This is a genomic window from Paenibacillus sp. NRS-1760 (assembly GCF_050467785.1).
GTDB lineage: Bacteria > Bacillota > Bacilli > Paenibacillales > Paenibacillaceae > Pristimantibacillus.
In genome coordinates this window covers 562,838-582,864 of record NZ_JBITPK010000010.1, presented here as the reverse complement: position 1 = coordinate 582,864, position 20,027 = coordinate 562,838, and the positions used below count along the sequence as shown (strand labels likewise).

General features: G+C 47.0%; 20 protein-coding genes. 1 reads left to right on the top strand and 19 read right to left on the bottom strand.

The genetic code is table 11. The features are described from left to right. Positions 1-118: 118 nt before the first annotated feature. A complete protein-coding gene (locus ACIFSR_RS13620; protein WP_430057807.1) occupies positions 119-1,375 on the bottom strand; it encodes an MFS transporter in 1,257 nt (418 codons plus the stop codon). Positions 1,376-1,971: 596 nt separating this feature from the next. Here ACIFSR_RS13620 and ACIFSR_RS13615 point away from each other — a divergent pair. After that, a complete protein-coding gene (locus tag ACIFSR_RS13615) occupies positions 1,972-2,586 on the top strand; it encodes a 3'-5' exonuclease (protein ID WP_339207942.1) in 615 nt (204 codons plus the stop codon). Here the strand turns inward: ACIFSR_RS13615 and ACIFSR_RS13610 are convergent. The 18 genes from ACIFSR_RS13610 to ACIFSR_RS13525 all read right to left on the bottom strand — a co-directional run bounded on the left by ACIFSR_RS13610 (position 2,583) and on the right by ACIFSR_RS13525 (position 19,966). After that, positions 2,583-4,079: an alpha-glucosidase/alpha-galactosidase gene (locus ACIFSR_RS13610; protein WP_430057806.1), complete on the bottom strand. Its 1,497-nt coding sequence runs from the start codon at positions 4,077-4,079 to the stop codon at positions 2,583-2,585. The two genes, ACIFSR_RS13615 and ACIFSR_RS13610, sit on opposite strands and share 4 nt — an antisense overlap. Before the next feature lie 132 nt (positions 4,080-4,211). Beyond that, on the bottom strand, positions 4,212-5,126 hold the full coding sequence (locus tag ACIFSR_RS13605) for an AraC family transcriptional regulator (protein WP_430057804.1): 915 nt from the start codon (positions 5,124-5,126) through the stop codon (positions 4,212-4,214). A 32-nt stretch (positions 5,127-5,158) separates the two neighbouring features. Next, positions 5,159-5,881, bottom strand: a complete 723-nt coding sequence (locus ACIFSR_RS13600) for a nucleoside phosphorylase (RefSeq protein ID WP_076270795.1) — start codon at positions 5,879-5,881, stop codon at positions 5,159-5,161. A gap of 4 nt (positions 5,882-5,885) precedes the next feature. Then, the gene (locus ACIFSR_RS13595) at positions 5,886-6,560 is read right to left on the bottom strand and encodes a sulfite oxidase-like oxidoreductase (protein WP_430057802.1); all 675 of its coding nucleotides are present in this window, start codon (positions 6,558-6,560) and stop codon (positions 5,886-5,888) included. A 68-nt stretch (positions 6,561-6,628) separates the two neighbouring features. Beyond that, entirely contained in the window at positions 6,629-7,552 is a 924-nt protein-coding gene (locus ACIFSR_RS13590) for an ABC transporter permease (protein ID WP_076270797.1), read from the bottom strand. A gap of 2 nt (positions 7,553-7,554) precedes the next feature. Beyond that, a complete protein-coding gene (locus tag ACIFSR_RS13585) occupies positions 7,555-8,604 on the bottom strand; it encodes an ABC transporter permease (protein WP_339207936.1) in 1,050 nt (349 codons plus the stop codon). After that, entirely contained in the window at positions 8,597-10,096 is a 1,500-nt protein-coding gene (locus tag ACIFSR_RS13580; protein WP_339207935.1) for an ABC transporter ATP-binding protein, read from the bottom strand. The genes ACIFSR_RS13585 and ACIFSR_RS13580 overlap by 8 nt, the downstream gene beginning before the upstream one ends. Before the next feature lie 116 nt (positions 10,097-10,212). After that, positions 10,213-11,250, bottom strand: a complete 1,038-nt coding sequence (locus ACIFSR_RS13575) for a BMP family lipoprotein (protein ID WP_339207934.1) — start codon at positions 11,248-11,250, stop codon at positions 10,213-10,215. Positions 11,251-11,395: 145 nt separating this feature from the next. After that, positions 11,396-11,839: a MarR family winged helix-turn-helix transcriptional regulator gene (locus ACIFSR_RS13570; RefSeq protein ID WP_076270801.1), complete on the bottom strand. Its 444-nt coding sequence runs from the start codon at positions 11,837-11,839 to the stop codon at positions 11,396-11,398. Positions 11,840-12,035: 196 nt separating this feature from the next. After that, entirely contained in the window at positions 12,036-12,872 is an 837-nt protein-coding gene (locus ACIFSR_RS13565; protein ID WP_430057800.1) for an urease accessory protein UreD, read from the bottom strand. Between the two features lie 56 nt (positions 12,873-12,928). Next, the gene (gene ureG / locus ACIFSR_RS13560; protein ID WP_339207932.1) at positions 12,929-13,657 is read right to left on the bottom strand and encodes an urease accessory protein UreG; all 729 of its coding nucleotides are present in this window, start codon (positions 13,655-13,657) and stop codon (positions 12,929-12,931) included. 25 nt (positions 13,658-13,682) lie between these two features. After that, on the bottom strand, positions 13,683-14,375 hold the full coding sequence (locus tag ACIFSR_RS13555; protein WP_430057798.1) for an urease accessory protein UreF: 693 nt from the start codon (positions 14,373-14,375) through the stop codon (positions 13,683-13,685). Between the two features lie 42 nt (positions 14,376-14,417). Next, positions 14,418-16,133 (bottom strand): urease subunit alpha, encoded by a 1,716-nt coding sequence (gene ureC / locus ACIFSR_RS13550; protein ID WP_430057796.1) that lies wholly within the window; start codon positions 16,131-16,133, stop codon positions 14,418-14,420. After that, on the bottom strand, positions 16,130-16,498 hold the full coding sequence (locus ACIFSR_RS13545; RefSeq protein ID WP_430057794.1) for an urease subunit beta: 369 nt from the start codon (positions 16,496-16,498) through the stop codon (positions 16,130-16,132). The genes ureC and ACIFSR_RS13545 overlap by 4 nt, the downstream gene beginning before the upstream one ends. A gap of 94 nt (positions 16,499-16,592) precedes the next feature. Continuing rightward, complete coding sequence (locus ACIFSR_RS13540) at positions 16,593-16,895, bottom strand: urease subunit gamma (RefSeq protein WP_339207926.1); 303 nt, start codon at positions 16,893-16,895, stop codon at positions 16,593-16,595. 215 nt (positions 16,896-17,110) lie between these two features. Further along, entirely contained in the window at positions 17,111-18,079 is a 969-nt protein-coding gene (locus ACIFSR_RS13535; RefSeq protein WP_430057792.1) for a D-alanyl-D-alanine carboxypeptidase family protein, read from the bottom strand. A gap of 89 nt (positions 18,080-18,168) precedes the next feature. Next, a complete protein-coding gene (locus ACIFSR_RS13530; protein WP_430057790.1) occupies positions 18,169-19,272 on the bottom strand; it encodes a sensor histidine kinase in 1,104 nt (367 codons plus the stop codon). Continuing rightward, entirely contained in the window at positions 19,262-19,966 is a 705-nt protein-coding gene (locus ACIFSR_RS13525; protein ID WP_339207922.1) for a response regulator transcription factor, read from the bottom strand. The genes ACIFSR_RS13530 and ACIFSR_RS13525 overlap by 11 nt, the downstream gene beginning before the upstream one ends. Positions 19,967-20,027 lie beyond the last annotated feature (61 nt).

Sequence of the window (20,027 nt, the reverse complement as noted above, 5' to 3'; positions counted from 1 at the left end):
CTTAATATTTTTTTACGATTTAACAGACTGCTTCTGAACTTCACGGCAAAAAGCCCCAACCAAGTCATCCCACGGTCGAGGCTCTTCTTCCAAGATAATTAATACTACCTTCTTTTCGTTAATTTTGCTCCGAGTTTAGCTTCTCTTTAATGAGCAATACCGATATGTATTGCAATACCGCCATGGCAAACAGTACAATCGGCATCCATACAGATTGCAGATCTTTAGCAAGTATAATGAGCAAGCAAATAGAAAGCACCCTGCCCGCATTTAGAAAAAGCTCCCGCATAACAACGGATTCTACTCGCAGCTGCCCTTTAAGAGGCAATGTCCCGATTAAGCGATAATAATAGGAAGTAAGCGTATTGACGGCAAGTGGATTGCATATCGAGAACAAAATCATAAATAAGGCAACCGACCAAAATTCCACTTGAATGAGCAGCAGCGATGAACCGATGGCTACCCCCGTTGTAGACAGGAGCACATATTTGCGTACTTGCTCCTTCTGTGCTTTTCTTGAAATGACATACCCCGTCGCTACCGTAAGCGAGGAGAAGAAAACACCTAAGTAACCTACCCAATCCTCACGCCCAACCGTCTGATACAGCATAATATTGGGCAGGAAGAGCATAATACCCTGAAATAGACCTAATACAAAAAAGCTGTACAATGCCTTCAGCCAGCGACGGTTCTTACGCATCACCAGTCCCATGAATTTTAAATAATAGGCTTTGTGATGCGACTTAATCATCGGAATGCGGAAGCTGACGATCGCTGCGATAAGAAACATAATGAAGGCAAGCGTGAAAATAATGATGTAACCCTGCAGTCCCTCGCTTCGCTGAATAATAAACCCCGCAAGCGCCGGCCCTGCTAGCCCGGATGCATTAAAGAAAATCATATTGATTGCAAGAAAACGTATGCGATTCGCTTCCGTTGAGACATCATATTGAATAACTAAATAACCAGTCCAGTAAAGCCCCGCGGCGATTCCATTAAAAATAGCAAACCATATGTAATACTGAGCCACATGCTCTTGTGCAATGACGACCATCAAATAAAAGATGGCAATCATGACGATACCTAGTCGATAAGTGACCATTCGATCATGCCGCTTCGCAATCCAGCCACCTAGTGCAAAGGCCGGAGGCGTCACGATGAAAACGATGATGTTATAAATTCCGTTTACTGTCAAATCCTGCGTTAACCGCCACAAATATAAATTGAGAAACAAACCCGACATCGATGCGCCAAACTGAAAGCAGCAATGAATGATTAAAGCCGTTATCGCTTCCTTGCTAAGTCTGCTCTCTGGCGGAAGCGGCGTACCTTTCATTACATTCCATTTACTCCAAAATCTCGACCCCGTCCGCATTTGCAGCATCCCCCGTTGCTTCTCAACTGAAAAGCGCTTTCTTTTCTATTTAGTTTATCACATGGCTATCATATACCCTCGACTCAATAAAGCGCTCACTCCTTCAAAATAGCCGTTATTCTTCCATATGGAGCAATCAAGTAACCGTATTCATTGTTTATATCCCTTGTTCGCATGATTAGACTTGCCGATCCGACTTGAAAATGGCAGACATAGCGGTTAAACAGATTTAATCTGGTTAATTTTCACATGCGCTTCAAAAGCATACTAATCGTACCTAATCGCGAATAGCCTCCCCCCTCAAATCACAAAATACAACCATTACATTGAGAAGGGGGTGAACCGACCATGGCGAAGCAGCAAGGTCATGCAACCAAAAATACAACGACAAAAACTTCCGACAAAAAAGGCAATGCATCCGGCAATAACCACTAGTCCGCAAAACGAATTTATCAACGCAAAAACGACCCATTACCGGCTTACTAAGCTCTGGTAATGGGTCGTTTTATGTTTACAATAGAAGGTTATTTATCTTTTTTGTCGAATTATTTCATATACGATTGCAACTTATAACTAGAAAAAGTGGTGAACCAACTATGACTAATCATTCTTATACTGTCATCGATTTTGAAACGAGCGGCCTTGATCCGAAGAAGGATCGTGTAATTGAGATGGCTGCGATCCGCTGCGTGAATGGTGAAATAGCGAGTGAATTCAGTACTCTCGTACGATACGATGGCAAGCTGTCTGCCAAAATAACAGAGCTGACCGGCATTACGGATGAGATGACCTCCTACGGCATGGACGAGGACACCGCGTTCCGTATTTTGAACCGAATGTTAGGCGATAACGTTTTGATTGCTCATAATGCTGCCTTCGACCTTGGTTTCCTGCACCATTCCCTGCTTCGCATTGCGGGTAGATCATTTTCGAACAGCTTCATCGATACACTCACGATTAGCCGCGCACGGCATGTTTATCCGCATACACTGAAAGACATGTCCGATCGTTACGGCATTCCGCTAATTGGCGGTCATCGTGCACTGAATGATGTTATCGCTTGTTGGGAAGTTTTCCGCAAGATGGATGAAGAGCAATCGGTAGAGAGCTACCTCAATACACTAGGCTACCTCAAGAAATTTGGACCGCCTGCTTGGACGCCGCCAGGGACTAGGCTTGAAGCAATGGAACTGAAATACGCTCCGCGTTAAACCCGCTCCTTTCCCTTATCCGATTCGCCTGCATTTTTATTAGCGGCATCTCGGTCCTGCTGCATTTCCTCAACCGTCTTCACCTTCAGACGCGCTGCGCCTTTATAATCACGCGTAGGAAGCAAAGGCCCTTCCTCTAGGCGTTTCTTGGCTGCTGCGATCGAATCCGTATACTGCGGCAGCCACTGCTCCTGCGCCACAAGCATCTCATCAACCATCTGCCAAATTTCCTTCGGATTGCAAACTGCGCCAACTAGCGGGTCCATCATAAAAGCTTGTCTGAGCAGGTTAATGTCGCCATTTATGGCTGCCTCTACAGCAAGACGCTGCACAGAGATGCTTACATTACACACCGCAGCGGCACCAAGCGGCAGATCGCCCACGATTGGCATTGAGATGCCGTTGCGATCAACATAACCTGGCGCTTCAATGATGGCATCGTTAGGCAGGTTAGCTATGACCCCTTTGTTTTCCACATTAAAGTGACCTCGGTAGATCCGTCCTGTTTCGAGTCCTTCAATGATGTATGAACCATGCTCATGACTGCGCAGCTCCGACTTGAATTCATTTGCAGGGTCCTTCATCCAGTTTGGAAAATCAGTCTCGAACCAATTGCGTCCTTCCGTGCATACACGAAGATACCCGCCCGTTTCTCCGTTAATCCATGAACTCAAATCGATCCAATCGTTAATTTCTTCAGGCCGCTTCCGATACCAAGGGACATACTCGCTCAAGTGACCGTTAGACTCTGTACTGTAATACCCGAAGCGGCGCAGCATATCAATGCGTACCTTTTCCGTACGGCTGAAATCTGGATGTTTCTCAAATGCTTCGAGCAACTTGCCGGTTAGATCCTCACCGTTATGCTTAATTTGGATGTACCAGGTCTGATGGTTGATACCCGCGCAAATAATATCGACTTCCTCTTGCTTTAGTCCAAAAGCTTCGGCTATTTGCCAGTGTCCGCCTTGCACGCCATGGCATAAACCAATCGTCCGGACACCGCCATACTTGTTGCATGCCCAAGTCATCATCGCCATCGGGTTCGCGTAGTTGAGCAGAAGCACATCCTTTGCAGCAACCTCGCGGATATCACGGCATATGTTCATCATCTCAGCGATGCCCCGCTGTCCATACATAATGCCGCCAGCACAGAGCGTATCGCCAACGCATTGGTCAACGCCGTATTTGAGCGGAGTATCAACATCCGTTGCGAAAGCCTCAAGACCACCGACACGAATAGTACAAATGACGTATTTCGCATCCTTCAAAGCTTCGCGCCGATCGGTTGTCGATTGAATGGAAATCGACAGGCCGTTCTCATGAATATCACGCTGACAGAGCGCAGTCACCATCTCCAGGTTATGTGCATTAATATCAGTAAATGCAACTTCAATGTTTTGAAACTCCTGTACAGCGAGCAAATCCCGCAGCAGTCCGCGAGTGAATCCAATCGAGCCTGCGCCTATAAATGCAATTTTAAAAGTAGACATGCCAATCAGCCTCCGATTATCGTCTAAATAGAGTTTGTTTAATCTCCTCTACATTTTAGCAACGATAAAACGGAAGCGTTATCAATATTGTGACCAACTGCCATTCATAGTGTCAGAAATCGTCACTTTGTATTATTCATTGCGCTGCCAGCGGATGTCCCATGTTTGCGTATCGACCGAATGACGGTAAGCGATCGGTGTCTGCTTCGTATACTTTTTGAACATCGCATGAAAGTATTGCCTGCTTCCTACTCCAACGTAATCACAAATATCCGCTATTGCTATATCCGTCTCACGAAGCAGCATTTTTGCTTTCTCCATTCGGAGCTCCGTTAGATAGCCTGTTAACGTTTGGCCTATCTGCGCGCGAAATACACGATGCAAATAACCTGGATGCAAGCTTACCGCTGCAGCAATATCCTTTACTTGAATATCTCTATCATAGTTATGATGCATATATTCAATCGATTGCTTCACATATGCTTCAACCGGATTAGCACCCTTTACGCCAGCTTCCTTATGAAGTCGTGCTATCGCCAAGATCAGTTGAGCAAACAACAGCTCTGCCTTCATATTGACGCTCCTGCCTCGGCTGTCCAGCTCAAGCACTAGGCTCTTTAGCACCTGATACACCTCATTCGGATCACGCAAAAACAAATAAGAGGACGGCTCTGTGATCAATCTGTCCACAAATTCGTCCTCCATCGCCAGCTGCCGTATAGAGGGAAACGCCGAGGGGCGTTCCCTAAAATCAAATTCAACATTAAGCATCCGGCAGGGCCCACGCTCGTCAACGGTCAGTCGGTGAGGAACATTCGCATCAAGAATAATGAAATCACCCTTCTTGAGAGTCATTTCACATGCATGGCTGACTGCCTCTGCTTCCAGCTCTATCCCGCAAGCTCCGGAAATGACATACATAATTTCGATTGCCTCATGCGTGTGGAAGGCCATCTCGTAATCAGACCATTGCTTAAAATAATAAGCAAACACATGCGGATAAAAATCTCCATTCAGCCATTCTCGTTTAAACAACGTCCCACTCACGTGAAGCCCCCCTTACTTAATAACAAGTATGGTTACGCGGATGCAAGCTTAACTACGGCAAGAAGCGCCGTTTCAATCTCACGCTCGATCGCTTTCGCTACAACATCTGTATGCGGATCATATTCGCCCGCCAAATCAGAATCTGCATAACCATCCAGTGCGAGAATCGCTCCCGCGCGTGCACCGCGCATCGTAGCGATAACGAACAAAGCTGCAATTTCCATTTCAACAGCTAGTGCGCCTGCTTGTTTGTACTGGCGATGCGGAATGTCTACAACTCCTGAGAAAAAGACATCAAGCGTTACCGTTATGCCTTTTTTAACAATGCCTTCGCTCTCAAGCGCAGATGCATACAACGCTTCAGTGACCGCGCTGTCTGCAACAGCCGGGAAGCCTGCCGGCACCAGCTGATGCGTGAGCCCTTCCGCTCTAACTGCCGCTGTGCTGACGATTAGGCTTCCTGCAGGGTGATCTGCTGAATAAGATCCCGCTGTACCGACACGAATAAGTGTCTTAACGCCTCCACGGATAAGCTCCTCAAAGCATACGGCTGCTCCTGGCGAACCTACGCCGTGGCTTACCACGGCTAGTCTTACTCCTTGATATTCACCAACAAATGTCCGATATTCGCGAGCGAATGCAAGCTCTTTTACATTGTCCAGCTTCTGTGAAATCGTCTCCGCACGGCGCGGATCACCGCATACGATGGCGTAAGCCGGCAAATCTTCTGGGTTAACTTGTAGTATAGGCAGCATCTGATTAATCAAACTCCTTCGTTATCCATTCGTCTTCCGGCATCGAGTTCTCTTCGCTCGTGAAGCGTTGTTCTTGAAATGGATCGGCATAATTGTGGAAGCCGTTGCGTTCCCAGAAACCTTCGCGATCCTCTTTCATAAACTCAATACCTCTAATCCACTTTGCGCTTTTCCAAAAATACAAATGAGGAACGAGCATCCGCATTGGCCAGCCATGCTTGTCAGTCAGCGGCTCACCGTCATATCGATGCGCAAGCAGCACATTATCGTGCAACAAATCCTCAAGCGGCACATTTGTGTCATAGTCCTCATCTGCATGAAACATAACATATTTAGCATCTGGCTTAACGCCCAGCAAAGGCAGCAAGTCCTTGAACTTAATGCCTTCCCATTCTGTGTCCAGCTTCGACCAGCGCGTTACACAATGAATGTCGCACTTCGTTTGGGTTTGAGGCATAGCAAGCAGCTCTTCGAAGCTGAACATACGCTCCTCCTCTACCTCGCCGAATACTCGCAGCGACCAGGTGTTGATGTCATAGGAAGGAACCTCTCCCTCATGCAAAATCGGAAAACGCTCGGTCATCGTTTGACCAGGCGGAATCCGATGAGCGATCTCAGGAGCGAGCACCGTCTGTTTAATGCTAGTCACTTTTTTGAGACGTTCTGCTTTTTTATGCATCTCGTATACCTCCAAATTCCATTCCTTGCTGATTCATTTCTTATTTCAAGCTATTAAGCATCTCAGCTCTACCTGGAGCTCTCATTCGACTTGCGAGCTTCCTGCATATAACCTTTATCTTTAAAGAACAACATAGCGAGAATCGTAACGATATAAGGCAGCATCATCGTAAAATGAGTCGGCAGCGCGAAGCCCTGCAGCCTGATGCTGAGTGCATCCATGAATCCGAACAGCAAGCTTGATGCTGCAACACCGATTGGATTGGATTGGCCTAACATCGTTGCAACGAGCGCAATGAAACCTCTACCAGAAGTCATACCCTCTGTAAACATGGTGACATTGCCGAGTGACAGCTGCGCGCCTGCTAACCCGCACAGAGCGCCGCAGAGCAGCACTGCTCCATATTGAATGCGAGTTACCTTGATGCCTAAGCTTTTGGCTGCTGTTGGATTCTCACCAGCTGCCAGCAAGCGAAAGCCCGTAACCGTTTTGAACAAAAACAGCTGAAGCACAATAACAAGAATGATGGACAAGTATACCAGCGGGGAATGCCCGGATAAAACCTCGCCGAACCATGGAATATCCTTTAACAATGGAATATCCCATTTAGGCAGACCAATCATATCCTTATTGTAGTATGCGCCTTTTACATCAAAGATCGCACGCAGTGAGAATGTCGTCAGTCCAAGCGCCAGAAAGTTAAGCGCAATACCAACAACGATAACATTCGCTTTCAGATGAATACTCATAAAACCGAACAACACTGAAAACAGGAGTGAGCATAATACCGCAAACAATACGGCTGCGAACACATTTCCGGTGAAGTGGTTGCCTACAATCCCAGAAAATGCACCTATCAATACTAAGCCTTCTAGGCCTACATTAAACAAACCAACACGCGCGCATATTGCGCCGCCGAGTGCCGCAAGCAGAATTGGTGTAACCATACGAAGCGTCGAGGCATACAGCGAGACATCTAATAAAAAATCCATACTTATGACCTCGCCTTCCTGCGTTTAATGAACGAATATGTGAATTTAGCAGAAACGAACAAAATGAGCACCGCTTGAATAATGCTTGATACCTCCAGCGGAACATCTGTATTCCGCTCCATACCCATACCGCCGGTCTGCAGTGCAGCAAGCAAAATCGCAGCTACAGCTGTACCTAGCGGATGCGATCCGGCAAGCAATGTTGCCATGATGCCCGACCATGCGTAACCTGGAGAAGTCAAAGCACCGTCCAAATAGCGGTACTGCGTGCCAAGCACTTCAACGGAGCCAGCAAGTCCAGCAAAACCTCCGCTGACGAACATGCTGATAAGCATCATTTTTCCACGCTGCACGCCGCCATAGCTTGCAAACAAAGGATTGCCGCCAAGCATTCTAATTTCATAACCCTTAACGGTATAGCGCATGAACAAGAACAGCAATATTGCTCCGACTACAGCGATAATAAAACCGCCATGAAGGCTCATTCCTTTAAACAGCTTCGGCAGCCATACGCTTTGATCAAGCATAACCGTCTGAGCCATTGCAGCAGAGCCTGTACGATCCTTGAGCGGATAAGATACGATATACCCTGCAAATAACGTAGCAATATAATTTAGCAATAATGTGGTTATGAGCAGATTCATTCGAAATCTAGCATCGAGCCATCCTGCGAATGCCGACCATATTCCCCCGGAAATAATTCCAGCTATAATAGCAGCTACGAGCTTAAACCAACCTGGCCCCGGCAAATAGATTGCCGTTACCGCTGCGCTTAGAGCGCCTAATACCATTTGGCCTTCTGAGCCCATATTAAAAAATCCAGCACGGAATGCCAGCGCCACCCCTAGACCAATAAGGATAATAGGCGTAGCTCTACTGAGCGTATTCGTAAAAAAATAAAAGCTGCCGAAGGCGCCCTTCCACATTTCCGCGTATGTATCCATTACGGAGCCTCCGACGATAACAATGGCAATCGCACCCGCTGCTAAACCAATGATAACAGCCAAAAGCGGCTGTAACAGCGAACGTCCGAATTGTACCAGCTTATCCAACCGCTTTTCCTCCCGCCATTAACAAACTAATTTGCTCTTCTGTAGCTTTGTCAGCGTCCAGTTCCCCAACGATCTTACCTTCATACATGACCAATACTCGATCAGACAGCTTCAAAATTTCAGTCAGCTCTGATGAAACAAGCAATATTGCTCCGCCTTCATCACGCTTCTTTAGAAGCTCGCCATGTATAATTTCCATCGCGCCGACGTCAACGCCTCGCGTTGGCTCCGCTGCAATAAGAAACGGCGTCTTCTGCGCAAGTTCCCGTGCAACGATAAGCTTCTGTAGGTTACCGCCTGACAAATACTGAGCTTTCGTAGATAAAGAGCCCGTTTTTATCCCAAAGCGTGTCACCCACTCGCCTACCATCTGACGAATGCTCGTCCCATTCAATACACCAAGTTTTTGATGCTTGTCTGCATGTCCCATCAAGCCATTCTCGGTAACGGTCGCATCCTTCGCAACGCCCCACTGGTAACGGTCCTCAGGAATATGGGCAAGCCCGCTTTCCCGAATATCGCCAACTGGCGCTCCGGTCACATCTTTACCCAGCAACTTGATTATGCCGGCTCCGGGTTTCATTAATCCGGATATCGTCTGCAATAACTCAGATTGACCATTGCCTGAAATACCCGCGATCCCCACAATTTCGCCCCCATTGACATGAAGGCTAATATCGCTAAGCAGCGGCTTCGCTTTGACACCTGGAATAGAAACATTCGATACTTCAAGAACAGGCTTGCCTCTGCTCACCTTATTTCGTGATATATGTACTAAATCCCGGCCTACCATAAGCCGTGACAAATGTTCCGCATTCGTGTCTTTCGCTTCGACTGTTCCCGTCACCTTGCCATCTCGAAGGACGGTAACGCGGTCAGCAACTTCCATAATTTCTTGCAGCTTATGACTAATAAGAATAAAGCTTTTGCCCTGCGCGGCTAATCCTTTAATCGCAATAAGCAGCTCTTTCACTTCGAGCGGCGTTAAGACGCCAGTCGGCTCATCCAAAATAATAACTTCAGCGCCCTGATAGAGCACTTTCAATATTTCAACGCGCTGCTGCATGCCAAGCGAGCAATCTGCAACTTTCTTCCAAGGGTCTACCGGCATGCCATAAAGCTTGCCGATTCTTTCCACCTCTGTGGCAGCTGCCTTACGGTCAAAACCTACCCCTTTGGAGGGCTCGCGCCCAATAACGATATTTTCGGCAATCGTAAACGTCGGGAATAACATGAAATGCTGATGAACCATTCCAATCTTATGCTTAATCGCATCAGCTGGGTTCCCGAACGAAACCGGCTTGCCGTCAATGCGAATTTCACCGCTAGTTGGACTTTCCATCCCGTACAGAATACGCATTAACGTCGTTTTTCCTGCACCGTTTTCACCTACTAAGGCATGAATTTCTCCTTTTTGCAGCGAAAACTGAACATTGCTATTTGCGGTTACGCTCCCATATGACTTCGTAATGCTGTCCATTTGCAGCAACATACAAAAGCTCTCCCCTTTCAATCCCGATATAAACAAAAAAACCGCTCCCTCGATTACAGAGGAAGCTTCTAGGCAACAAGCAAACCGGCTGCATGGGTAGCAGCCGGCCTGTTGTACTATTGAGCTAGCGGATTAACTACTACGATTTTACCAGATTTAATGTCTTCTGCGATAGCTTTTACTTTATCAACATTTTCTTGGCCAATAAACGGGCTAAGCGTTGATTTGCTGTCTCTTGTAACGAAAGTCAAGCCTACGCCGTCTTCTTTCAAGCCGTAGTCTGCAACGCCGAATGCAAAGCTGCCATCAACGAAGCTTTTCACTGTTTCGTAAGCAACTGCATCCGTACCTTTCAATTGTGAAAGCACGATATGCTCTGGATCTTCATCCGTACGGTCTGTATCTTGACCTGAAGTGAAGAAGCCTTTTTCTTTCGCTGCGTCAAACACACCATTGTCGCCAACTGCTGCCATACCTGCGATAAAGTCAGCGCCTTTGGACTGTTGAAGAAGCGCAAGCTCTTTACCTTTAACTGGATCCGTGAAGCTGCCTACATAGTTGATAAGGAATTGCGCATCTGGATTTGTGCTTTTCAGACCTTGTTCAAATCCTGATGTATATTTGCTAAGAAGTGGAGCGTCCATTGCAACGACTGCACCCACAATATTTGTTTTAGTTGCAAGACCTGCAAGTGCTCCCATCAAGTAGGAAGCTTCATGCTCGCGGAAGTTAACGCTGCGAACGTTCGGAAGATCAACTACAGTATCGATAACTGCAAAAGACTTGTCCGGATTTTCAGCAGCCACTTTTTTAAGTGCATCTTCTGCTTGGAATGTTGCTGTAATAATCAAGTCGTAATCTTCAGCTACAGTTGCACGAAGATTCTGTTCAAAGCCCGCTGGGTCAGTGGACTCAATTGTTTTCACTTCAGCGCCAAATTCGGAGCCTGCTTTTTTGAAGCCTTCATCCATCAATACAAAAAACTTGTTAACGCCAATTTTTTCGGGCAATACAAGAGCGATTTTTTTCTTGTCCGCTTTGTCGCCTGCACCGTTATTCGCTGCGTTTCCTGGTTCATTTTTGTTAGATCCGCAAGCTGCAACAATCGCAACCATTAGAAACAACGATACTGCCAAAGCAAAAACCTTTTTCATCGTAATCTCCCCTAAACAATTGAATGTATTAATTCCTTTTAATCCTAGTTGTTTTATCGGATTTTGTCAATCTTTTTCGATTCGACAAATTTCTAGTTTATTCTACACTAAATTCATCCATAATAATAATGAAATATGAAATTAGTCACGAATTTGTAACATCCGATTCCATATTACGACTCATTTGCTCAAACAACTGAACACCTTGCTCCATATCTGCTATCGACATGCCATCGAACAGCTTAAGCATCAGCTTCGAGCGTATCGTCTCAATTAAATGGATGATTTCCAAACCCTCTTCCGTAATTTCGAGCATCACGACACGCCGATCCTTCTCGCCGCGTTCGCGCTTCACATACCCGAGCTCTATCAAACGATCAGCAATTCCAGTAACTCCCCCACTAGTGATGAGCAGTTGCTCAGCCAAAGCTGATGCTTTCTGTGGTCCTGATTTCCCTAAAATAATTAACATTTTCCCATGGGTCATGCCTAAGCCATGCACATTATAGGTGTGCCATTCGGTGTTTATTTGTCTTCTCACTTGACGAAATGATTCGTCCAGCCGCCTCATTAACTCTTGTCTTTCCATATTTGAAGCTTCCAATTGATCACCAACCTATCTACTTTCTTTAATCCATACTGTTGTTCATATTATACCTTCCCTTCCTTTGTTTAACTAACGTTCTGCACGAAATAAATATGAAACCTTTTTGATTTAGCACAAAAAGACCAACCCAAGGTTGCAGGTTGACCTTTTTTTCAGAAAAAGTATAAAACTGCTTGATCTATCCTTGCAAAAATCGCAGCGGCGGCTTGCCAAGCAGTCCCATTCGCGCAGTCTGCCACAGCTCTTGCATTAATTGCTGCAGCGGCCATGCTGCTGTTGAGGCTGCGGACACCGCAACACCGTAACGATAGGTCATAGACGCCCCGCCAATTACTTTATGAGCCTCTGGAGCTTCGAAGCTGTCCAGCTTCTCCTGAAGCTGCTCCAGATGGCTGCTGTTGACACGATCACTGAACATATAAAAGGTAGCCCAGTGCGTCATCTCATCCCAGCTGCCAGGCGCAGTTATAACTTGACTGCCTGGCACTACTCGCTGACGCTGCGAGAAGATAAGCTCTTCACCATAATGAACGGTTAATGAATTGCTGTATGAGCGATAGTCGAAGCGTTCGCCGCGAAGCGTGCGACCTGGACAAAGGACGTCGGCTTGCAGCCAAGCGGACCCTTTTTGCAGTCGAACCTGAGTATCGTTTCGAAAGGCTGCTTCCTTATATAGCATAATGGGCTCCGGCATATGCTCGACGACTGCATCTGTCTCTAGCTCGAACAACTGCTGCATCGAAGAGTCACTGTTAGGTAAACTAGGATGCACCTTCGTATACGATTGATTCGTAATCATGACATGAGAGTGCTGCTCGGCTGTCCATTCCAGCTCATACCGGTCACCGCTGAGCAGGCCTGGTGAAACATCCATTACGATTACGCCCAGCTGACCATCCAGTGGAAAAGCTTTGGCAATCTTTATCGGAGCGGTATGATATTTATTGCCGATTAACGTTTGACCGAGGCGGCTGGCAAACGTTGCACGCAGTACGGATGTCCTGACCTCTCCCACTCCATTATCCTCGTGCCGAATGGCTGCAGCCTCTGCACTACTTTGCTCACGCCTCATTAGGAAGCTGTGTGCCGCTTGTCATCAGGTATGCTCGTAAGCTGGATCACATGGGAGTGTTCCGTTCCGCGCGCATGTGCTACCTCATGTGTAAGCCAATTCACAATCTCATCCACGCCATCGCCGCCAAACAAATTAGAGAAAACGAAAGGACGCTCCCCACGCATCTTAATTGTGTCAGCTTCCATAACTGCGAGACTCGCTCCTACATACGGCGCAAGATCGATTTTGTTAATGACAAGCAGGTCCGAGCGCATAATGCCAGGTCCGCCTTTGCGTGGAATCTTCTCGCCTTGGGCAACATCGATAATATAAATAAAACGATCGACAAGCTCTGGACTGAACGCCGCTGCAAGATTATCTCCACCGCTCTCAATGAAAATCAGATCCAGATGGTCAAAACGCCGCTCCAGCTCATCGATAGCTTCAAAATTCATCGATGCATCCTCTCGAATGGCTGTATGCGGGCACCCGCCAGTTTCAACACCGATAATACGTTCTTCCGGCAGCACACCCGTATTGAACAAAATACGTGCATCTTCCTTCGTGTAAATATCGTTCGTAATGACAGCGAGGCTGTATTTGGTATGAAGCTCTCGCGTTAATCGTTCAACAAGCGCTGTTTTTCCTGAGCCTACTGGTCCCCCGATACCGATTCGGATCGGCCTTGAGCTGTCTATTGCCGGGCTTTCCCATTCCTGATGCGTATGTCCTTGTCCTTGGCACATTTTTCATTCCTCCATTAATTTATAATTAAGACATAAATAATCGCGAATATAACCTCTCGTGGCGCATCATCGCCATCTCCGCCATTGGCATATTAGAATAGGCTTGTTCCGGCTCCATCGCACGCACGATTTCCAAAGCGTCTGCTGTTAGCGGTATAAGCCTTGCGATCAACGATTGGCCCTCCGTCTGTCCCATCGACATCAGCCGCAGAGCGCTGTTGACGCAAGTTACGATGCAAGTATACAAATAGCCTTGGATCGCTTTCTCCTCCGATATGCCAAGCACCCAGCAGGCATAGCCGTGCGAGAGAGGATGGGAAGCAAAACAATTCCCTGCCTTCATTGCTTCCAGTAAAGGCGACCAATCCAGCTGCGGATGTATAGCTGCTGCAAGCTGAAGCAGCCGCCGTCCTATTTTCTCTACGCCGCTGCGTGTTTCTGATGCGACCCTTTGCAAATGAACAATCCGCTCAATCGCCCACACCTTTTCCCAATTCCCTTTTGGCGCATCCCTATATACGGCCTTGATCACCATCGCATCCGAGCTTGCCCAGCTTTGCATAAGCATGGCTGAGGCATAATCATAGAGCTGAGCAGAACGATTCATACGGCCATCTTGAACCATGGTCTCAAGTCCGAACGAATGCGAGAAGCCGCCGATCGGCAGCGCTGAATCGAGCAGCTGCTGCATAGCCAGCCATTTCATATCATTATTCAATTTTTCGCTCGCCCTCCTGTCCTCCATGGCCGCAGCGTGCAGCTAAAATAAGAAATAACGCTGCGCCATTGGCAGCACCTCAGCTGGCTCGCAGGTCACATGCTCGCCATCTACCAGAACATGATACGTTTCCGCGTCCACCTCAAGCTTAGGCGTTGCATCATTGTGGATCATATCCTTCTTCGTTACGCTGCGGCAGCCTTTTACAGGTTCAATACGTTTCTGCAGTCCGAGCTCCTTCGCAACCCCGAGATCATAGGCTGCCTGAGATACAAAAGTAATCGAGCTGCTAAACACCAGCTTCCCGAAGGAAGCGAACATAGGCCGACCGAACACAGGCTGCGGTGTCGGGATGGAAGCGTTTGGATCACCCATCTGCGCAAATGCGATGCTCCCGCCCTTCAGGACGAGATCCGGCTTGACGCCAAAAAACATTGGATTCCAAATGACAAGATCGGCGAATTTACCGGCTTCCAGCGAGCCTACCAGATGAGAGACACCATGCGTGATCGCAGGATTAATCGTATATTTGGCAATGTAGCGCTTAATACGGAAGTTATCATGCTGTTCATTGTCCGGAAGGAGCGGTCCTCGCTGCTTTTTCATCTTGTCTGCCGTTTGCCATGTACGGATAATAACTTCTCCTACGCGCCCCATCGCCTGCGAATCGGAGCTAATCATGCTGAATACTCCCATATCATGCAAAATATCTTCCGCTGCAATCGTCTCCGGCCTAATCCGAGAATCAGCGAATGCAACGTCCTCAGGAATGCTGCTGTCCAAATGGTGGCAAACCATCAGCATATCCAAATGTTCTTCTATCGTATTAATTGTAAAAGGACGAGTAGGGTTCGTGGATGAAGGCAAAACATTCATCTCACCCGCCGCGATGATGATGTCTGGGGCATGACCGCCGCCCGCGCCCTCGGTATGATAAGTATGAATCGTTCTTCCGCCAATGGCCGCAAGCGTATCCTCAACAAAACCTGCCTCATTCAGCGTATCGCTGTGGATAGCAACTTGAATGTCATACTGATCTGCGGCTTGCAAGCAAGCGTCAATTGCTGCTGGTGTTGTTCCCCAGTCCTCATGCAGCTTAAGCCCGATGGCTCCCGCTTCAATTTGCTCAATGAGCGGAGCGGTGAACGAAGCATTGCCTTTACCCGTAAAGCCGATATTCATCGGAAAATGTTCGGCTGCCTCCAGCATGCGCCGCATATGCCACGCGCCAGGTGTTACCGTGGTTGCATTGGTTCCTGTTGCCGGACCTGTTCCGCCGCCGATCATCGTCGTGACGCCCGAGGAGAGCGCCGTTTCAATTTGCTGCGGACAAATAAAATGAATATGCGAATCAATGGCTCCTGCAGTTACAATCTTTCCTTCACCGGCAATAACCTCGGTACTTGCGCCAACAATCATATTCGGGTGCACGCCGTCCATAATGTCTGGATTGCCGGCTTTGCCGATGCCAACGATAAATCCATCCTTTAGGCCGATATCCGCTTTCACAATGCCGGAATGATCGATAATAACCGCATTCGTAATCAATGTATCCAGCACACCCTCATCACGCTGCGCGCCGCTCGACTGCCCCATCCCATCGCGTATAACCTTGCCGCCGCCGAATTTGCATTCGTCGCCATACACCGTGTAATCATGTTCAATCTGTGCCCATAGCTCCGTATCTGCCAGCCGAATGGCATCACCCGTTGTAGGGCCAAACATGGCCGCATAGCTGCGTCGATCCATCTTAGTCATTTACCTTCGCCCTCCCAAGCCGCAAGCCGTTCGCGAACAACATCTGGCATCCTGCCATTCTCCGCTTTCCCTTGGCTGAGACCATTAAGTCCATAAGACAGCTTTGTACCACCCAGCTCAACAACGGTTATAGGCTTCTCCTCACCAGGCTCGAAACGAACCGCTGTACCTGCTGCGATATGAAGGCGCATCCCGAAAGCTTCCTCGCGATCAAACTTCAATGCACGATTCACTTCAAAAAAATGAAAATGAGAGCCTACCTGAACCGGTCTATCTCCAGTATTTACTACAATTAACTGCTTCGTCATTCGCCTTGCATTTAATTCAATTTCACCGTCAGCCGTTCGATATTGTCCAGGTATCACAGGCCATTCTCTCCTCCCCTATAAAGCTGATCGTTCCACGTACCACTTGCTATATCAAATGAAATGATGCCCCTAGCCGTTTTGTATTTAGTTTTCAAGTTATAGGGTCGTGAATGGTAACAAGCTTCGTTCCGTCTGGGAAAGTCGCTTCCACCTGAACCTCGTGAATCATTTGCGGTATGCCAGTCATGACTTGATCTGCATTCAAAATTGTCGTTCCAAATGCCATTAGCTGTGCAACTGTCATTCCATCACGAGCGCCTTCCATAATTTCAGAGGTGATTAACGCTATGCTTTCAGGATAATTAAGCTTCAAGCCGCGATTCATTCGTCGTCTTGCCAAATCTGCAGCGATCGTAATGAGCAGCTTTTCTTTTTCACGTTCGGTCAATTGCATATACTCACCTCTTTATCTGTATTAGTTTTATTATAAACAGCAAAAACCGGTTCGTAAATCATTTAGTGTTAGTTTTCATGACACAAAAACAAAAAGTCCAGAAAAAGCGACTCGCGCTCGTCCTAGACTTAACATGACAATAACATAACTAATCAAATGAGAATAATCGACTATTTTCTGCATCATTCGAGAAAAACAGATTACCTCAACCTTTTTCATCCTACTTTAAAGCCAAGTTTGCTTTGCACATGCCCCATCACGCTCTCCAAACCGCTTAATTGAAAACCGTATTCAAACAGCTTCCCTGTTTCCGTGAATCGCTGCTCTGGCGTCTTCGCACCCATAATGACGGATACAAGACGTTTGCCATCCTGCTTCGCTGTACCTGTAAAGCAATAACCAGCCTGCACGGTATAGCCTGTTTTCAACCCGTCATTGCCCGGAAATGCATACGGCATGCCGCTTAGCATCATGTTTGTCGTCTTCAATCTTTGCGAGGTGCTCGCAAGCTTCACGCTGCTGCGGCTGGAAACATCGACCACCTCAGGATATTTCTTCAGTAAATAAGCAGCTAGTGTTGCAGTATCCTTAGCTGACATCATAGTATCCCTCTCCGAGGAAGCAGCTTCAAACGGAACCAGATCCTCATGGCTAAGCCCCGTTGCATTCGCAAAGACGGTTTCTTTGGACAAGTCCAGCTTAGCAGCCCGATTATTCATTAATTGAACAAATGCAGCCTCACTGCCGCTAACATGCTCTGCAAGCGCCACTGCCGCATCATTCGCGGAATGAATAGCCATCGCTTCAAAAAACTCTCTAACCGTATAAGTCTCCCCTGCCGAAAAGCCTATTTGGGATCCCGGTACCTCCGCAGCATAAGCGCTGGTTTTCACTTGTTCTTTCCAATCAAGCGTACCTTCACTTGTGAGATCTAATATGATAAGCTCTGTCATCAGCTTCGACATGCTTGCAGGCGGCAGCGCTTCATTTGCATTTTTTTCGTAGAGCACTTCCCCTGTATTGAGATCTATTAAAATAGCCGAGCTAGAATCCAATTGCAAATCCGCTCTAGATGGGCTGCCTTTTAATGATATGACGTAAAAGACGCTGATGATCACTCCAATTGCGGTTAGAAGCCACAAGACTGTGCCTCCACGTTTTCTTCCATACGTTTCTTGCTGCATAAAAAACGATCCCCTTTCACTGTCACTTCTATACAACCAAGTATAGGAGAGTTAGTTTAAGGAGACCGTAAACAAACCATAAGAAACCCTTAATTATTAATTAATATCGGCAATGTTATACGGAATGCCGTTTGCTCCGAATCACTCGTCACCGAAATCGTACCTTCATGCTTTTCAACGATGCCTTTGGCAATGGCAAGCCCTAAGCCGGAACCTCCTGACCACTGTGTTCTTGATTTGTCTACGCGATAAAATCGTTCAAAAATATGTGGAATGTCCATCATTGGAATCGGTTCACCAAAATTAATAACCTCGACAACGGCTGCACTGCCCTCCAAATGAACAGTCACAACAACTTGTTTGCCGTCTCTGCCGTAATTCATGGCATTCACGATCAAGTTCTCGAATACTCGCACAAGCTTGGCTGCATCTCCCTTGATCATGACTGACGTTTTATCCGTCACCAGCTTGCTCTGCATTCCCGCTTCCTCCAGCGGCAACCGAAACTGCACGAGCAGCTGGCCGAGCATTTCGATTAAATTAAAATTCGTTACTTTAAGCGCAGTCGTATCATGCCTCATTCTCGTATATTCAAAAAGATCATTAATGAGGACATTCAGCCTCATCGATTTTTCATAAGCGATTTGAACATAGTGACGCAGCTCCACCTCGTCTCGATAACGATCCTGCTCAATCAGTCCCAAATAGCCAAGCACTGACGTTAAAGGTGTACGCAAATCATGGGAAACGTTAGTAATCAATTCGTTTTTGGTTTGCTCTGCCTTCCGCTCTTCCACTAGCGCATGATGGAGCCTTCCTGCCAAGCTGTTCATATTGGCTGCCATAGGACCAAATATATTTCTTTTCCGCACTTCGATTTTGTAATCCATATCATAGGTACCGTCAGCAATGCGGCGAACCGTCTTATTCATTTGACCGAGATAATGAAATAAGCTCCACTGGAGAATGATGTAGTAAAAAAGAGACATTACAATGCCCGCAGCACCATACACAAGCTGTCGATCAAACCTAGAATCAATGAATTGATATAAAACTCTCATTGGCCTTACATTATCGATAAGCCACATTCCGAACCCTAATAGGATATACAGTGAAAAGGCTGCTAGCACGGCGCTTATCACTATATTCAGCAGCGAACGGAAGACAAGCTTCAATGCGATGTTATCCTTCAATTTTATAGCCAACCCCCCAGACCGTGATGATCATCTTATCACCAAGCTCCTTCTCCAGCTTATCTCTGAGCTTGCTGATGTGGACCATTACCGTATTGTTGGAATCAAAATATTTTTCTTTCCACACCTGCTGGAAAATATCCTCCGCACTAAACACGCGGCCAGGCTGGCCAGCGAGCAAATGCAAAATGCCGAACTCGGTAGAAGTCAGATGCAGCGGATTGCCGTCTATTTCAGCCGTATGGCTCAGCTTATCGATCCGCAGCGGACCAAGTCGAAGCTCCTTATCTAGTCGCGCTCCGTTATTTGCACTTGCTTGACCGCTGTACTGATAGGATCTTCTTAATAAAGAGCGTACCCTAGCCACAAGCTCAAGCGGATTAAACGGCTTGATCATATAATCGTCCGCGCCGGTCATCAGCCCCATTATTTTGTCCATATCCTCTGCTTTTGCACTGAGCATTAGAATAGGAACCGATTGATCGCGCCTGAGCCGCCTCGTAGCTTCCAGCCCATCCATATTCGGCATCATAATGTCTAAGATGACTAAATCAAACGGATCTCGCGCATATGCAAGCAGCGCCTGCTCCCCGTCATACGCCTTTTCGGTAATAAACCCTTCATTTTTCAAATAGATCTCTATAAGATCGGCAATTTCCCGCTCATCATCAACAATTAACACTCTTCTTTCCAATTTCAAGCGCCTCCTTTTTCATCTTCAAATTATTCTCATCGTTACCAATGAGCATACTATA

Excerpts from the sequence above, each read along its gene's own strand:
- ACIFSR_RS13535 (WP_430057792.1), bottom strand. The coding sequence starts at position 18,079 with ATGCAGCAAGAAACGTATGGAAGAAAACGTGGAGGCACAGTCTTGTGG.
- ACIFSR_RS13615 (WP_339207942.1), top strand. The coding sequence starts at position 1,972 with ATGACTAATCATTCTTATACTGTCATCGATTTTGAAACGAGCGGCCTT.
- ACIFSR_RS13610 (WP_430057806.1), bottom strand. The coding sequence starts at position 4,079 with ATGTCTACTTTTAAAATTGCATTTATAGGCGCAGGCTCGATTGGATTC.
- ACIFSR_RS13580 (WP_339207935.1), bottom strand. The coding sequence starts at position 10,096 with ATGTTGCTGCAAATGGACAGCATTACGAAGTCATATGGGAGCGTAACC.
- ACIFSR_RS13575 (WP_339207934.1), bottom strand. The coding sequence starts at position 11,250 with ATGAAAAAGGTTTTTGCTTTGGCAGTATCGTTGTTTCTAATGGTTGCG.
- ACIFSR_RS13620 (WP_430057807.1), bottom strand. The coding sequence starts at position 1,375 with ATGCGGACGGGGTCGAGATTTTGGAGTAAATGGAATGTAATGAAAGGT.
- ACIFSR_RS13600 (WP_076270795.1), bottom strand. The coding sequence starts at position 5,881 with ATGCTGCCTATACTACAAGTTAACCCAGAAGATTTGCCGGCTTACGCC.
- ACIFSR_RS13590 (WP_076270797.1), bottom strand. The coding sequence starts at position 7,552 with ATGGATTTTTTATTAGATGTCTCGCTGTATGCCTCGACGCTTCGTATG.
- ACIFSR_RS13570 (WP_076270801.1), bottom strand. The coding sequence starts at position 11,839 with ATGGAAAGACAAGAGTTAATGAGGCGGCTGGACGAATCATTTCGTCAA.
- ureG (WP_339207932.1), bottom strand. The coding sequence starts at position 13,657 with ATGTGCCAAGGACAAGGACATACGCATCAGGAATGGGAAAGCCCGGCA.
- ACIFSR_RS13595 (WP_430057802.1), bottom strand. The coding sequence starts at position 6,560 with ATGCATAAAAAAGCAGAACGTCTCAAAAAAGTGACTAGCATTAAACAG.
- ACIFSR_RS13540 (WP_339207926.1), bottom strand. The coding sequence starts at position 16,895 with ATGCAATTGACCGAACGTGAAAAAGAAAAGCTGCTCATTACGATCGCT.
- ureC (WP_430057796.1), bottom strand. The coding sequence starts at position 16,133 with ATGACTAAGATGGATCGACGCAGCTATGCGGCCATGTTTGGCCCTACA.